Source organism: Tenacibaculum sp. 1B UA (assembly GCF_033978845.1).
GTDB lineage: Bacteria > Bacteroidota > Bacteroidia > Flavobacteriales > Flavobacteriaceae > Polaribacter.
The window spans coordinates 23,077-38,339 of record NZ_JAKVUA010000019.1; the positions used below are offsets into that span (position 1 = coordinate 23,077).

13 protein-coding genes are annotated in these 15,263 nt (G+C 32.5%); 7 read left to right on the forward strand and 6 right to left on the reverse strand.

Annotation, left to right across the window (positions count from 1 at the left end; all coding sequences use genetic code 11):
* Window positions 1-55: 55 nt before the first annotated feature.
* From fbaA to folK, 5 genes are all read left to right on the forward strand, one after another.
* Window positions 56-1,114: a class II fructose-bisphosphate aldolase gene (fbaA, locus tag MK851_RS13110; RefSeq protein WP_303509664.1), complete on the forward strand. Its 1,059-nt coding sequence runs from the start codon at window positions 56-58 to the stop codon at window positions 1,112-1,114.
* A gap of 50 nt (window positions 1,115-1,164) precedes the next feature.
* Window positions 1,165-2,022, forward strand: a complete 858-nt coding sequence (gene accD / locus MK851_RS13115; protein WP_303509661.1) for an acetyl-CoA carboxylase, carboxyltransferase subunit beta — start codon at window positions 1,165-1,167, stop codon at window positions 2,020-2,022.
* Window positions 2,023-2,152: 130 nt separating this feature from the next.
* A complete protein-coding gene (gene rpsO / locus MK851_RS13120; protein ID WP_047788611.1) occupies window positions 2,153-2,422 on the forward strand; it encodes a 30S ribosomal protein S15 in 270 nt (89 codons plus the stop codon).
* A 182-nt stretch (window positions 2,423-2,604) separates the two neighbouring features.
* Window positions 2,605-4,839, forward strand: a complete 2,235-nt coding sequence (locus MK851_RS13125) for a polyribonucleotide nucleotidyltransferase (RefSeq protein ID WP_320244318.1) — start codon at window positions 2,605-2,607, stop codon at window positions 4,837-4,839.
* Between the two features lie 281 nt (window positions 4,840-5,120).
* A complete protein-coding gene (gene folK, locus MK851_RS13130; protein ID WP_320244319.1) occupies window positions 5,121-6,251 on the forward strand; it encodes a 2-amino-4-hydroxy-6-hydroxymethyldihydropteridine diphosphokinase in 1,131 nt (376 codons plus the stop codon).
* Window positions 6,252-6,278: 27 nt separating this feature from the next.
* Here the strand turns inward: folK and gldC are convergent, their stop codons facing one another.
* Entirely contained in the window at window positions 6,279-6,617 is a 339-nt protein-coding gene (gene gldC, locus MK851_RS13135; RefSeq protein ID WP_303509640.1) for a gliding motility protein GldC, read from the reverse strand.
* Window positions 6,617-7,579: a gliding motility lipoprotein GldB gene (gene gldB / locus MK851_RS13140; protein WP_320244320.1), complete on the reverse strand. Its 963-nt coding sequence runs from the start codon at window positions 7,577-7,579 to the stop codon at window positions 6,617-6,619. The genes gldC and gldB overlap by 1 nt, the downstream gene beginning before the upstream one ends.
* Before the next feature lie 92 nt (window positions 7,580-7,671).
* On the opposite strand from gldB, the gene nadE reads away from it, so the two are divergent.
* Window positions 7,672-8,460, forward strand: coding sequence for an NAD(+) synthase (gene nadE / locus MK851_RS13145; protein ID WP_303509636.1), 789 nt, complete (start codon window positions 7,672-7,674; stop codon window positions 8,458-8,460).
* Window positions 8,461-8,675: 215 nt separating this feature from the next.
* Here nadE and dnaG read toward each other — a convergent pair whose 3' ends face one another.
* On the reverse strand, window positions 8,676-10,679 hold the full coding sequence (gene dnaG, locus MK851_RS13150) for a DNA primase (RefSeq protein ID WP_320244321.1): 2,004 nt from the start codon (window positions 10,677-10,679) through the stop codon (window positions 8,676-8,678).
* A gap of 130 nt (window positions 10,680-10,809) precedes the next feature.
* On the opposite strand from dnaG, the gene MK851_RS13155 reads away from it, so the two are divergent.
* Complete coding sequence (locus MK851_RS13155) at window positions 10,810-11,724, forward strand: hypothetical protein (protein WP_320244322.1); 915 nt, start codon at window positions 10,810-10,812, stop codon at window positions 11,722-11,724.
* A gap of 67 nt (window positions 11,725-11,791) precedes the next feature.
* Here the strand turns inward: MK851_RS13155 and clpX are convergent, their stop codons facing one another.
* The 3 genes from clpX to tig form a co-directional block, all read right to left on the reverse strand.
* Window positions 11,792-13,030 (reverse strand): ATP-dependent Clp protease ATP-binding subunit ClpX, encoded by a 1,239-nt coding sequence (clpX, locus tag MK851_RS13160; protein ID WP_320244323.1) that lies wholly within the window; start codon window positions 13,028-13,030, stop codon window positions 11,792-11,794.
* A 43-nt stretch (window positions 13,031-13,073) separates the two neighbouring features.
* On the reverse strand, window positions 13,074-13,733 hold the full coding sequence (clpP, locus tag MK851_RS13165) for an ATP-dependent Clp endopeptidase proteolytic subunit ClpP (RefSeq protein WP_303509628.1): 660 nt from the start codon (window positions 13,731-13,733) through the stop codon (window positions 13,074-13,076).
* A 117-nt stretch (window positions 13,734-13,850) separates the two neighbouring features.
* Window positions 13,851-15,173 (reverse strand): trigger factor, encoded by a 1,323-nt coding sequence (tig, locus tag MK851_RS13170; protein WP_303509626.1) that lies wholly within the window; start codon window positions 15,171-15,173, stop codon window positions 13,851-13,853.
* Between the last annotated feature and the right edge of the window lie 90 nt (window positions 15,174-15,263).

Genomic DNA, 15,263 nt, shown 5'->3' on the forward strand with positions numbered 1-15,263 from the left:
AAAAAGTGTAGATTTGTTCCATAATTTATGTAACACACTACTAAACAAATAAAAAATGATTAAACCTGGAGTTGCCACCGGAAAAGAAGTTCAAGAAATTTTTGAATTAGCAAAACAAAAAGGCTTTGCTTTACCTGCTGTTAATGTTGTTGGATCAAACACTATTAACGGTGTTTTAGAAACAGCTAAAGAACTTAACTCGCCTGTAATAATCCAATTTTCTAATGGAGGTGCTCAATTCAATGCAGGTAAAGGCTTAACAAACGACAACGAAAAGGCTGCTATTGCTGGTGCAGTAGCAGGTGCTAAACATATACATTTATTAGCAGAAGCTTATGGAGTTCCTGTTATTTTACATACCGATCATGCAGCTAAAAAACTATTACCTTGGATTGATGGTTTATTAGATGCTAGTGAGCAATTTTATAGAGAAACAGGAAAACCTTTATACAGTTCTCACATGATTGATTTAAGTGAAGAACCAATAGAAGAAAATATTGAAATTTGTAAAGAATACCTTGCTCGTATGAGTAAAATGGGAATGACTTTAGAAATTGAATTAGGAATTACTGGTGGTGAAGAAGATGGTGTTGATAATTCTGATGTAGATGTATCTAAGTTATATACACAACCAGAAGAAGTAGCTTATGCCTATGAAGAGTTAATGAAAGTTAGCCCACAATTTACAATCGCTGCTGCTTTTGGAAATGTCCACGGAGTATACAAACCTGGAAATGTAAAATTAACTCCAAAAATTTTAAAGAATTCTCAAGAGTATATTTCAGAAAAATATAACGTTCCCTACAATACAATTGACTTTGTATTTCACGGAGGATCAGGTTCTACTTTAGAAGAAATTCGCGAAGCAATTAGCTACGGAGTTATTAAAATGAATATCGATACTGATTTACAATATGCATTTACCGAAGGTGTTCGTGATTATATGAAAGAAAAATCTGCATATTTGCAATCTCAAATTGGTAACCCTGAAGGAGGTGATGTTCCTAATAAGAAGTATTATGACCCTCGTAAATGGTTACGTGAAGGAGAACAAACCTTCAAGGCTCGATTAAAGAAAGCTTTTGAAGATTTAAATAATGTAAACACATTATAATATTCTTTGAAAAAGGAAAACCAAACAACTAAAGAATAAAAAACTAAATTATGGCTTGGTTTAAACGTAAAGACAAAGGGATTCAAACCCCAACAGAAGAAAAAAAAGACACACCTAAAGGCTTGTGGTATAAAACCCCAAGTGGAAAAATAATTGATACCGACGAGTTAAAAAAGAATTTATACGTAAGTCCAGAAGATGGATACCACGTGCGTATAGGTAGTAAAGAATATTTTGAAATTTTTTTTGATGATAATAAATTCAAAGAATTAGATCCTAAGTTATCAGCTAAAGATCCTTTAAAGTTTGAAGACACTAAAAAGTACCCTGAAAAATTAAAAGCAGCTCAGAAAAAAACAGGATTAAAAGATGCTGTACGTACTGCCGTAGGTAAATCAATGGGAAAAGATTTAGTAGTTGCTTCTATGGATTTTGCTTTCATCGGAGGTTCTATGGGTAGTGTCGTTGGAGAAAAAATAGCACGAGCTATTGATTACTCAATCAAAAACAACATTCCTTTTTTAATGATTTCTAAATCAGGAGGAGCTCGTATGCAGGAAGCTTCGCTTTCTTTAATGCAGTTAGCTAAAACTTCTGCTAAACTTGCACAATTAGCAGATGCCAAAATTCCATACATATCTTTATGTACCGATCCTACAACAGGAGGAACGACAGCTTCTTTTGCTATGTTGGGAGACATTAACATTGCAGAACCAAATGCGTTAATAGGTTTTGCTGGCCCTCGTATTGTAAAAGATACTACTGGTAAAGATTTACCTGAAGGGTTTCAACGTTCAGAGTTTTTATTAGAGCATGGCTTCTTAGATGCAATTTTTGAGCGAAAAGACTTAAAAAAACAAATCAACTTATATATAGATTTAACACAGAATCAACCTGTAAGAGCATAACAAAAAAGCTGGCGTTTGCTAGCTTTTTTGCTTTCTAACTTTTTCCATTTCCTTTCCAAAAAATAATCGTACATTTGCAACTTCAATGTGAATGCATTGAGTACATAATAATCATTTAAATAATATTGGCATGTATTTAACAAAAGAAGTTAAAGAACAAATCTTCGCAAAACACGGTAAAGGAGCAAATGATACTGGTACTGCAGAAGGTCAAATCGCGTTATTTACGCACAGAATTAACCACTTAACTGAGCACTTAAAGAAAAATCGTAAAGATTTTAACACAGAGCGCTCATTAGTACGTATGGTAGGTAAGCGTAGAAGCTTGTTAGATTATCTAAAGAAAAAAGAGATTAACAGATATCGTGCGATTATTAAAGAATTAGGAATTAGAAAATAATTCTACAAAAAAAGAGGCTCTATAAACGTGCCTCTTTTTTATTTTTACATGAAATTTATTTCTGACTAACAAACAGAAATTTATATATAAAAAGCTCAAAATTACTAACAACAATTTTGATTTTCCATTGGAGCAACAACAACACAACAACAAACAAAACAAAAACATTAGAATTAAAATTTATGATTCCAAAAGTATTTAGAGAGGTCATAGACCTTGGAGATGGAAGAACCATCTCGTTAGAAACCGGTAAATTAGCAAAACAAGCACACGGTTCAGTTGTTGTTCAGATGGGAAAAGCAATGTTATTATGTACTGTAGTATCTAACTACAAGCAATCTGATGTTGACTTTTTACCATTAACAGTAGATTACAGAGAAAAGTTTGCAGCTGCAGGACGTTACCCTGGAGGCTTCTTTAAAAGAGAAGCAAGACCAAGTGATGGAGAAGTATTAACAATGCGTTTAGTAGACCGTGTTTTACGTCCTTTATTTCCAAAAGACTATCACGCTGAAACACAAGTAATGGTTCAATTAATGTCTCATGACGAAGAGGTAATGCCAGATGCTTTAGCTGGTTTAGCTGCTTCCGCTGCAATTCAATTATCAGATATTCCTTTCGAAACCCCAATTTCTGAAGCACGTGTTGCTAGAGTAAATGGAGAATTTGTAATCAATCCAAACAGAGCACAATTAGCCGAATCTGATATCGACATGATGATTGGAGCTTCAGCAGATTCTGTAATGATGGTTGAAGGTGAAATGGATGAGATTTCTGAAGAAGAAATGGCAGATGCTATTAAATTCGCACACGAAGCAATTAAAGTACAATGTGCAGCTCAAGTTCGTTTAGCAGAAGCTTTTGGTAAAAAAGAAACTCGTGAATACGAGGCAGAAAGAGAAGATGAAGAGTTAGCTAAAAAGATTAACGATTTAGCCTATGCTAAATGTTATGACATTGCTAAAAAAGGAACGTCAAAAGCCGAAAGAGGTTTAGCTTTTTCTGAAGTAAAAGAAGAAATTATAGCTACTTTTTCTGAAGAAGAAATTGAAGACTACGGTAATTTAATTGGAAAATACTTTAACAAAGCACAAAAAAACGCTGTTAGAGAGTTAACATTAGCTGAAGGATTGCGTTTAGACGGGCGTACAACTACAGATATTAGACCTATTTGGTGTGAGGTTGATTACTTACCATCTACACACGGTTCTTCTATCTTTACACGTGGAGAAACACAAGCGTTAGCAACTGTAACCTTGGGGACTTCTAGAGAGGCTAACCAAATAGACATGCCGTCTTACGAAGGTGAAGAAACTTTTTATTTACATTATAATTTCCCTCCTTTTTGTACTGGAGAAGCACGCCCTTTAAGAGGAACTTCACGTAGAGAAGTTGGTCATGGTAACTTAGCGCAAAGAGCATTAAAAGGAATGATTCCTGCTGATTGCCCATATACCGTGAGAGTTGTATCTGAAGTGTTGGAGTCTAACGGTTCTTCTTCTATGGCAACCGTTTGTTCTGGTACTATGGCATTAATGGATGCTGGTGTGCAATTAAAGAAACCTGTTTCTGGTATAGCAATGGGATTAATTTCTGATGGTGATCGTTATGCAGTTTTATCTGATATTTTAGGTGATGAAGATCACTTAGGAGATATGGACTTTAAAGTAACAGGAACCGCTGACGGTATTACAGCTTGTCAAATGGATATTAAAGTAAAAGGATTAAGTTACGAAATTTTAGTAAGTGCATTAAAACAAGCTCGTGATGGTCGTTTACACATCTTAGAAAAACTAACAGACACCATTGCTACTCCTAATACAGAAGTAAAAACTCATGCACCTAAAATGGTTACTAGAGTGATTCCTAACGATATGATTGGAGCATTTATTGGACCTGGTGGAAAACACATTCAAGAGTTACAAAAAGAAACAGAAACTACTATTGTTATCAACGAAGACCCTGTTACTGAAGAGGGAATCGTTGAGATATTAGGAACAAGTCCTGAAGGAATTGATAAAGTTATCGCTCGTATCGAGTCTATGATGTTTAAACCTGAAAAAGGTTCTGTTTACGAAGTAAAAGTAGTGAAGTTATTAGATTTTGGTGCTGTTGTAGAATATACTGAGGCTCCAGGAAATGAAGTTTTATTACACGTTAGCGAGTTAGCTTGGGAACGTACTAACAATGTTACTGATGTTGTTAATTTAGGAGATATTTTAGATGTAAAATATTTCGGAACTGACCCTAAAACTCGTAAAGAGAAAGTATCTCGTAAGGCTTTATTACCTAAACCTGAAGGTTATGTAGCTAGACCACCTAGAGATAATAATAGAGACAATAGAGGACGTGATAATCGTAACCGCGACAATCGTCGTGACGATAGAAAACCTAGACAAGAGAAAAAAGAATCATAAAATTATTCTTTTTAAATATATAAAAAGCAACCAAATTTGGTTGCTTTTTTGTTTTATATACTTTTTAATAAAAAAAAGACTACTAAAATTAGCAGTCTTTTACTTAGAGTTGTTTCAGATCATTCCCCAATAATCATATGAAAATCTTACTCTATAAAGAAATCCAACACTATAACAGTTGAAAAATAAAATACCCTACCCTATTTTCAAAAATATATTTAAATAAAAAATCTTTTTTTAGCTTTTCTTTTTTTAGTTTTAGTTTTCTTTGCATCCCATTCATGAAAATACAACGAATAACATATATTTCTATAGGAACCAATCAAGGAGATAAGCTTGTAAACATTCAGCTAGCAATCAACTCAATTGCTGATAAGGTAGGCGCTGTATTAAAAGTAGCATCTGTATATGAAACTGCTTCATGGGGATTTGATAGCAATAACTTTTTTAATACTTGTATTAAAGTTTCAACACATTTACCTCCTGAACGATTAATACTTAGACTACTTTCTATAGAAAAAGAACTTGGAAGAACTCGAAAAAACACCGAAGGATATTCTGACAGGTTAATTGATTTAGATATTTTATTATTTGATGATGAAATTATCTTCTCTAAAACCTTAATAGTACCACATCCACGAATGTTAGAGCGTAAGTTTGCACTGGTTCCTTTGGTTGAAATTGCACGTAATGTTATCCACCCTATAGAGAAAAAACATTTGTATATCTGTCTAGAGAATTGTACTGATACTTCAGAAATCACAAAGCTTAATAAAAAACTAGAGCGACCTATCCCTATTACTGAAAAGTATAATTATATCGCTATTGAAGGTAATATTGGTGCTGGAAAAACTTCGTTAGCCAATATGATGTCTGACGAGTTTAATGCGAAAATAGTATTAGAACGTTTTGCTGATAATCCGTTTTTACCGAAGTTTTATAATGACAATGATCGTTATGCTTTTCCTTTAGAAATGAGTTTTTTAGCTGACCGTTATCAACAACTTTCTGATGATTTAGCACAATTCGATTTATTTAAAAACTTTATTGTTTCTGATTACTACATTTTTAAATCGCTCATTTTTGCACAAATTACGTTGCACAGTGATGAGTATAAGTTATACCGAAAAATGTTTGATTTAATGTACAAAGAAATCACAAAGCCTGATTTATATGTGTACTTGTATCAAAATACAGAACGTTTGTTAGATAACATTAAAAAACGTGGACGCGATTACGAGCAAAATATAGAAGCGAGTTACTTACAAAAAATTCACGATGGTTATAGCAATTTTATCAAAACACAACCTGATTTAAACATTCTAATTGTTGATGTTTCGGATTTAGATTTTGTAAACAACCCTGATGATTATGAAACTATCATTAATAAGATAAAAAACTACAAAGCATAAAAAAAGCAGCTTTAAAAGCTGCTTTTTTTATTTTTGAATTAACTCTAGCTTTTCAGCAAAGTAATCACAAAAATCACGCATGGTTGCGCTCATTTTTTCGTCGTTTGTTGCTCTTTCAAAAGAATTTGCCATAGACACCAAGGTTTGATGAAAAAACTGCTTCATTTCATCTACAGGCATATCCTTAGTCCATAAATCCATACGTAAAGTATCTTTTTGTTTGTGATCCCAAACAGATAGCATAATTGCTTTTGATGCTTCATCTTTTATACCTCCGTCTTCCGCATTCCAAGTAATTTCTTCAGGAACTTTGTTTTCATCTAATCCTACTTTAAATGTTATTTTTGATGTGTGCTCTATCGCCATTATCTTTTTGGTTTATATCTTGAGTTTTTGAAGATTTCCTCTTCACTTGTTTGTAATAATTGATGCAAAGATACATCATTCTTTTGCATGTACGAACGTACGATTTGCCAACCAATCCACTCTCCTATTCTACCAGGTGATTGACTATCTTGTTCCATATAAAACTTAGAAAATGGAGCTAAATCTAGAAAACGTTTGTCAACATCTTTACTTGTACTGTACAACAAATCTTTTTCTATAAAATACATCCATATTTGTTCTTCGTTACTTTTTGCCCAATCAAATTTTTTTTGTGAATATCCTATTTTTACAGCATCAGGTACGTTAGGTAAGTAAGCATCTAACAAATACATTTTTTTTCCTCTGTAAATCATTTTATCTATGAAACTCCTTGCCATACTAGGTAACATTTGTTTACTAATAATGGCTTTAGCAACATCTACAACAATGTGTTCTTTGGTATTATTTTGTTTTACATAGGCTGGGTAGTCATTATAAAATTCATGTTCTTCTCCTAAATAGGAATCTAAAGAAATCAACAATAAGCTATCATTATAAACTATTCGATTGTTGTAATCAATATTTGTTAGCATGGTAATCACTTTAGGGCTTACAAATCTTGGATTGTAATATTTTACATGCTTAAACAGTGATGTTAATTGCTCCTTTTCTTCTACAACATCAGAGAAGACTTTTTGTGTCTCAGTAAATAACTCCTGCTCATCTTTATTATTAATCTTATTTATCCAAACACTATCTGGTTGTGACGGAAAGAGCATAAGGTACTTTTCTTTTGTCTTATTTAATTCATTTGGTTTTGTTGTATAAAAATCAATATCAAAACGTTCTAAATTAATAGTTACATTAATATTTGACACATCAACATTTAACTTATTACTTTCATCATTTTTACATGAAAGACTTATAAGAGCTAAACTAACTAGTGCTAAAATTTTTCTCATGAACTTTAGTATATTTACATTCTAAATTACAACGTCGAAATTACTAAATTAGTTTTTACAACTTAACTGTAAACTATTAAAATATCACAAAAATGAACACTCCTAAGGTTGCTGAACACATTATAAACTGGTTAAAAGATTATGCTACTAATGCTAAAGTAAATGGTTTTGTTGTAGGGATTTCTGGTGGAATTGATAGTGCAGTTACCTCAACATTATGTGCTAAAACTGGTTTACCTACGTTGTGTGTTGAGTTACCAATTCATCAAGCAAAAAGTCACGTAAGTAGAGCGAACGAACACATTAAACTATTAAAAGAGCGTTTTAGTAATGTGAGTGAAGTGGAAGCAGACTTAACCTCTACTTTTGAAGATTTTAAAACGGTGGTTCCTCCAGTAGAGCCTTCTCCTAAAGTAGATTTGGCCCTAGCAAACACTCGTGCTCGTTTACGTATGACAACTTTATATTATTTTGCTGGATTACATGGTTTACTAGTTGCCGGAACAGGAAATAAAATAGAAGATTTTGGTGTAGGTTTTTATACTAAATATGGTGATGGTGGTGTAGACCTAAGTCCAATTGCCGATTTAGTAAAGTCTGAAGTTTATGAATTGGCCGCATATTTAGATGTTCCTTCTTCTATTCAAAAAGCACAACCTACTGATGGTTTATTTGGTGATAGCAGAACAGATGAAGACCAAATTGGAGCTTCATACGATGAATTAGAATGGGCTATGCAAATGCAAGACACAGGAAAAACTGTAAATGATTTTTCTGACAGAGAGTTAGAGGTATATAAAATATATACGCGTCTTAACCGAATTAATCAGCATAAAATGATTCCTATTCCTATTTGTGAAATACCTAAAGAATTAAAGTAAGTTAACCGACATCATTTGTCGTTTAATCCTTTGGTAAGCACTCTTTTTTTACCCGTTAGATATATTAAAAGGTAATATAACTAGTAATCTAAGCAGCTCTAGAATTTGCAGCAACCTTCTCATTTTTTCTTTGGTTTCTTGTTCTTTTCACGAGTAAAGTTACAAAAAAAATGTTAAGACTCTTAAAATCCTAAACATTCAGCAATTTGTCAGCCTTAAATTACGCGGTTCAGTTTTTCGAAAAGACGCTTTTTCAACCCTGTATAGTTCCCTATTTCTTCTAGATTAGGTATTGTTTTTTGTTCTTGACTTTCTTGCATAATTTCTTTGATTTTTTCTTCAATTAAAACTCTACGCAAGTTTAAAATAGCATCTGTTACCAACTTTGGAAGAATTTTAACTGTTTCTGTTACAAAAACTTCCTTACGCTCCCAATCACTCAAATTATATTTTTCTTCATCCATCAAAATATTAGTTACTAAACTAGATATTTGAGGGTTTTCATGCATTACCAAATGATCTACTTTAATTTTTTCTTCTTGATTTAATTGATGAATTAATTCATAATAGGTCAATCGAAATATTTCATTGGTAAACTCTATTTCGTCTTCTTGTAAGTTTAAGTACAGCTCGTTTGAAACCGTATTTTGGTATTCTTCTTTTTCTAAAAAAGGACGACCTCTTTCGTCAACTGCATCTACCCAGTTCACAAAGTCAACAATTTCGTTACCATACAATAACAATATTCTAATCACTTCTTTTTCTAGAATATTTATTTGATTAATACTTTGCTGTAACTTTCCCTTCCCTCCTTTTATAGCTTCCATAGAAGTTTGTTCTTGGAAATAATCTGGAGGTGGTTGATTAGAGTCTTGTCCTACACCACTCTTTCTCGTTGCTATTGCTCCTTTTTTTAGCAATTGAGCAAGTTCACTGAATAACACTCTCTCTGAAATATCCATAACACGAGCACATTCTTGCACATATACTTCTCGCTGAATACCATCAGGGATTTTGGATATACTTGTAACAATATCTCTAATTAATCCTGCTTTTTTTACAGGATCATTCGCCGCTTCTTTCATTAATAAAGAAACTTTGAATTCAATAAAATCTTGCGATTTTTCTTCTAAATATTGTTTTAATTCAGCATTAGAGTGTGCTTTGGCAAAACTATCAGGGTCTTCTCCTTCAGGAAAGGCTACTACCCTAACATTCATTCCTTGTTCAAGAATTAAATCAATTCCACGAAGTGAAGCTCTAACACCTGCTGCATCACCATCAAAAAGCACGGTTATGTTTTGTGTTAATCTATTCACCAAACGAATTTGGTCTGGTGTTAATGCAGTACCTGAAGATGCTACCACATTTTCAATACCAGATTGGTGAAACGAAATCACATCAGTATATCCTTCTACTAAAAAACAGTTGTCTTCCTTAGCTATTTCTTTTTTAGCTTGGTATAAACCGTAAAGAATTTTACTTTTATGATAGATGTCACTCTCAGGAGAATTCAGGTATTTTGCAGCTTTTTTATCGTTGGTAAGTATTCTTCCTCCAAAACCTAAAATACGCCCCGACATACTATGGATAGGAAACATCACACGCCCTTTAAAGCGGTCGAACTTTCTATCTTCTGCTCCTCCTTCTTTTACAATGGTTAAACCAGTAGATTTTAGATATTTTAAATCATAACCTTTAGCCAGTGCTGCTTTGGTAAAGTTGTCCCATTCGTCTTTACAGTATCCTAAATCAAACTTTTCAATAGTATCTTCTCTAAATCCTCTTTCTTTAAAATAAGACAACCCAATTGCTCTTCCATTTTGAGTATTTAACAACACATCGTGAAAGTAATCTTTGGCAAATTTAGAAACCAAAAACATGCTTTCACGCTCATTCATCTGTTGCTTTTCCTCATCAGACTGCTCGGTTTCTTCTATTTCAATATTGTATTTTTTTGCTAACCAACGTATTGCTTCAGGGTAAGTGTAATGCTCGTGTTCCATTAAGAAAGAAATCGCATTCCCTCCTTTCCCTGTACTAAAATCTTTCCAGATTTGTTTTACCGGCGATACCATAAACGAAGGGGTGCGTTCATCAGTAAACGGACTTAACCCTTTAAAGTTACTCCCTGATTTTTTTAACTGAACGAATTCTCCTATCACTTCCTCTACTCGAGCGCTCTCAAAAACTCTATCTATGGTTTGTTGGGTTATCATATACTATACAAATACAGCAAACAAATATACTACTAGTTTTAAAAGTTATCTTACTATAACAAAACTCTAGGCAAAATTAATTTGCTAAAAACATATAATTACATAATTTTGGCAAAAATTTCCCCTTATAATGAAAACAATTATCCCTTTTTGTTTTGCAACATTTTTTGCATTTAATGTTTATTCTCAAGAAACCATTCGTATTCCTGATATTGGCTTAGAAGAATGCTTGATTAATTTAAAAATTGATTCTAACGGTTTAAACGGTAGTATAACAATTAGTGATGCAGAATATGTTACCAACTTAAATGTTAACGATCCTGTTACAAACAAAGATTTACCTAATGTATACTCAAAAATTAAAGATTTAACTGGTTTAGAGAGTTTTCCTAATTTAAAACGTTTGGATTGCTTTGGTAATGAAATTAAAAAAATTGACTTATCGCAAAGTTCCTCTATAAGTTTCTTAAACTGTAGCGAAAATAAAATTGAGCGTTTAGATGTAAGTAAAAACCATAACTTAACCTATATAAGTTGTGATTATAACAAATTAACCTCATTAATACTTGGTGAAAACCCTAACATTCAAAGTTTATATGCTAGTTACAATCAACTTACTACGTTAGATGTTTCAAACTGTCCTAATTTAGAAAGTATGGATGTTACAGGAAATAAGATAAAAACTATCATCGTTAGTGAAAAACAATTAGCTAACATTCCACAAGGATGGTATAAAGACGAAAAAACCACGTATGCAACAAGTAATGGTGTTATTGCTGACAACAAAGTTACTGAAGAGATTGTTGTAAAACAGGAAGAAAAGAAAGTAGAAACTACTGAAGACAAACCTAAAGAAGTTAAAAAACCTGTACAAAAGTATGCTGAAAGCTTTATACAGTTAGTTGTTTCTGAATATGAAAAAAGTGTATTAAACGAAACATATTTAAAGCAAATAAGAGAAGATCTTATGCACAAATATGATATAAAAGACGAAGAGATTACTAAATGGATAGAGCAATATAGTAAGCTTCATAAAACAGAATAACAACTTAGTTAAAGCATAAAAAAACCGCTAAATTTAGCGGTTTTTTTATTTCTCTCAGTAACTGTTTTTAAGAAGCTGCTCTTAATTTTTTTAATGCCGATTTTGTTAATTTCGATTCAGCATATTCTTTTGTTACCTTAAACTCTTTTTCATCAGAACTTGGCATATCGAACATTGCATCGGTTAAAATAGCTTCGCATAACGAACGTAACCCACGAGCACCTAATTTGTACTCTACCGCTTTGCTAACAATAAACTGTAATGCTTCCTCAGTCATTTCAAACGTTACATCGTCCATTGCAAACAACTTAGTATACTGTTTTATAATTGAGTTTTTAGGCTCTGTTAAAATAGCTCTAAGCGTTTTTTCATCTAACGGATTCATATAACTTAATACTGGTAAACGACCAATAATTTCTGGTATTAAACCAAACGACTTTAAATCTAAAGGTGTAATGTATTGTAATAAGTTATCATGATCTATTTTATCTTCTTCTACAGAAGCACTATAACCTACCGCTTGCATATTTAAACGCTTACTAATAATTCTATCTATTCCAGAAAAAGCTCCTCCGGCAATAAATAAAATATCTTTGGTATTTACTTCAATAAACTTTTGCTCTGGATGTTTTCTTCCTCCTTTAGGAGCCACATTTACAACTGATCCTTCTAATAACTTCAACAAAGCTTGTTGCACTCCTTCTCCAGAAACATCACGTGTAATTGACGGATTATCACCTTTACGAGCAATTTTATCTATTTCATCAATAAATACAATACCTCTTTCTGCTTTTTCAACATCGTAATCAGCAGCTTGTAACAAACGACTTAAAATACTTTCTACATCTTCTCCTACATAACCAGCTTGCGTTAACACGGTGGCATCTACAATAGAAAATGGCACGTTTAACATTCTAGCAATTGTACGAGCTACTAAGGTTTTTCCTGTTCCTGTTTCTCCTACTAAAACGATGTTTGATTTTTCAATCTCAACTTCATCTTCATCATCCCTAGTTTGTAACAATCTTTTATAGTGATTATAGACTGCTACAGACATAGCTCTTTTGGTTTGATCTTGCCCTATGATATATTCATCTAAAAAAGCTTTAATTTCTCTTGGCTTTTTTAAGGTAAGGTCTTTTGATAAATCACTTGTTTTTGCTTCAGCTATTTCCTCTTCTACAATTCCATGGGCTTGCTCAATACATTTATCACATATATGTGCATCTAAACCTGCGATTAATAAATCGGTTTCTGGTTTTTTACGCCCACAAAAGGAACATTGTAAATTTTCTTCTTTCGACATCTTATCAGCTTATTGCCAACAGCTCACTGCTATTAGCTGTTTATTATTTTCTAGTTAAAATTTCATCTACCATTCCGTAAGCTTTCGCTTCGTCAGCCTTCATCCAATAATCTCTATCAGAATCTTTGTTTACTTTTTCTACTGTTTGACCTGAGTGCTTAGCGATGATTTCGTACAACTCATCTTTTAATTTTAAAATTTCACGAGCTGTAATTTCAATATCAGAAGCTTGTCCTTGTGCTCCACCTAATGGTTGGTGAATCATAATACGAGAATGTGGCAACGCTGAGCGTTTTCCTTTTTCTCCCGCACACATTAACACAGCTCCCATAGATGCTGCCATACCTGTACAAATGGTTGCTACATCAGGTTTTATAAACTGCATGGTGTCATAAATACCTAAACCAGCATATACTCCACCTCCTGGTGAATTGATATAAATTGAAATATCTTTATTAGCGTCTACACTTTCTAAGAATAATAATTGTGCTTGAATTACATTAGCTACTTGGTCATTAATTCCTGTACCTAAAAAGATAATTCTATCCATCATTAAACGAGAAAAAACGTCCATTTGAGTAATATTCATTTGGCGTTCTTCCATAATATATGGAGTTAAACTACTTGTTATTTTTCCTAAGTAATTGCTATTTATTCCGTGGTGCTTTGTTGCGTATTTTTCGAACTCTTTTCCGTAATCCATTTTTAAAATGTTTTTGGGTTATAAAGATGTAAATATAAGAACTATTTTGTTACAGTTAATGGCTAAAAAAACCTGAATGTACATTCAGGTTTTATTTATATCATCAGTAATTAACTGTTATTTGTATACTTCTTTAATAAAATCTTCGTAAGAAACTTCTTTAGTATCAAAGCTCATGTTTTCTTTATAAAAAGCTAATAATTTTTGGCTTATTAATTGAGATTGTAATTTTTGAGCTTCGTCTTGGTTTTGTAAGATTCTTCCAGCGATATCATCTAACTCTTTTTCCTCTGGGTTCATGTTTCCGAACTGAGCCATTTGAGTTCTAATAAATCCTTTTGCATAGTCTACTAACTCTGCATAATCTAATTTGATATCGTTATCCTTCATAACCTTTCCTTCGATTAATTGGTAACGTAATCCTTTCTCAGACTTATTATATTCTTCAACAGCTTCTTCAGAAGTTAATTCTTTTTCTCCAGCAGTTTGTAACCACTTTTGTAAGAATTCAGCAGGTAAATCAAATTTTGTGTTATCAACTAAGCTCTCAGTAATTGCGTTTAACAATTGTTGATCTGCTTGTTGTTGGAATTGCTTTTCTGCGTCTTCTTTAATTTTTTCTTTTAATTCAGTTACAGTTTTTACACTTCCGTCAGAAAATAATTTATCAAATAACTCTTGATCTAATTCTGCTGGTTCTATTTCGGTAATTTCTTCAATAGTAAATGTTACTGAAATGTCTAAATCGTGAACCTCATCGTGAGATACTCCTATAGCTCCTTGTAACTTGTGCTCATCTTCGAATAAGTTTTTAGTTTTTAATTCTAAAACATCTCCTACTTTAGCACCTACAAACTTTTTTAAGTTTGTTTTTCCTTTAATATCTTTTACAGAAATTGTAGATTTTTTGTTGATTTCTTTCTCTTCGTTTACGAAAGTACCAGTAACATTAGTTTCTTCTGTAGCTTCGTCTTTAGCAGACATTTTACCATAACGAGATTGAATGTTTTCAATTTCTTTCTCGATTAACTCGTCAGTAGCAACAATGTTATATTGAGTTACTTTATTTTTTGGCTTTAAGTTTACATCGAACTCAGGCGCTAATCCTAATTCGAATTCAAAAGAGAATTTATCTGCATCCCAATTGAAATCTTCTTGAACTCTTGGTAATGGGTTACCTAAGATATCTAACTTCTCTTCAACTAAGAATTTGTTTAACGACTCTTGTAAAAGCTTGTTTACCTCATCAATCATTACTGATTTTCCGTACTGCTTCTTTACCATTCCCATTGGTACATTACCTTTTCTAAAACCAGGAATGTTAGCTGTTTTACGGTAATCGTTTAATACTTTTGTTACTTTATCTTGATAATCTTCTGCAACAATATCAACTTTTACAACTGCATTTAATGCATCTACGTTTTCTTTTGTTATATTCATCTTAAAAATCTGTTTCTTAAAAAAATCGGGTGCAAAATTACTACTTTATTTATTGATAACCAAGACTTTTAGCTATAAGAATATTATCTT

Excerpts from the sequence above, each read along its gene's own strand:
- fbaA (WP_303509664.1), top strand. The coding sequence starts at position 56 with ATGATTAAACCTGGAGTTGCCACCGGAAAAGAAGTTCAAGAAATTTTT.
- accD (WP_303509661.1), top strand. The coding sequence starts at position 1,165 with ATGGCTTGGTTTAAACGTAAAGACAAAGGGATTCAAACCCCAACAGAA.
- rpsO (WP_047788611.1), top strand. The coding sequence starts at position 2,153 with ATGTATTTAACAAAAGAAGTTAAAGAACAAATCTTCGCAAAACACGGT.
- MK851_RS13125 (WP_320244318.1), top strand. The coding sequence starts at position 2,605 with ATGATTCCAAAAGTATTTAGAGAGGTCATAGACCTTGGAGATGGAAGA.
- folK (WP_320244319.1), top strand. The coding sequence starts at position 5,121 with ATGAAAATACAACGAATAACATATATTTCTATAGGAACCAATCAAGGA.
- gldC (WP_303509640.1), bottom strand. The coding sequence starts at position 6,617 with ATGGCGATAGAGCACACATCAAAAATAACATTTAAAGTAGGATTAGAT.
- gldB (WP_320244320.1), bottom strand. The coding sequence starts at position 7,579 with ATGAGAAAAATTTTAGCACTAGTTAGTTTAGCTCTTATAAGTCTTTCA.
- nadE (WP_303509636.1), top strand. The coding sequence starts at position 7,672 with ATGAACACTCCTAAGGTTGCTGAACACATTATAAACTGGTTAAAAGAT.
- dnaG (WP_320244321.1), bottom strand. The coding sequence starts at position 10,679 with ATGATAACCCAACAAACCATAGATAGAGTTTTTGAGAGCGCTCGAGTA.
- MK851_RS13155 (WP_320244322.1), top strand. The coding sequence starts at position 10,810 with ATGAAAACAATTATCCCTTTTTGTTTTGCAACATTTTTTGCATTTAAT.
- clpX (WP_320244323.1), bottom strand. The coding sequence starts at position 13,030 with ATGTCGAAAGAAGAAAATTTACAATGTTCCTTTTGTGGGCGTAAAAAA.
- clpP (WP_303509628.1), bottom strand. The coding sequence starts at position 13,733 with ATGGATTACGGAAAAGAGTTCGAAAAATACGCAACAAAGCACCACGGA.
- tig (WP_303509626.1), bottom strand. The coding sequence starts at position 15,173 with ATGAATATAACAAAAGAAAACGTAGATGCATTAAATGCAGTTGTAAAA.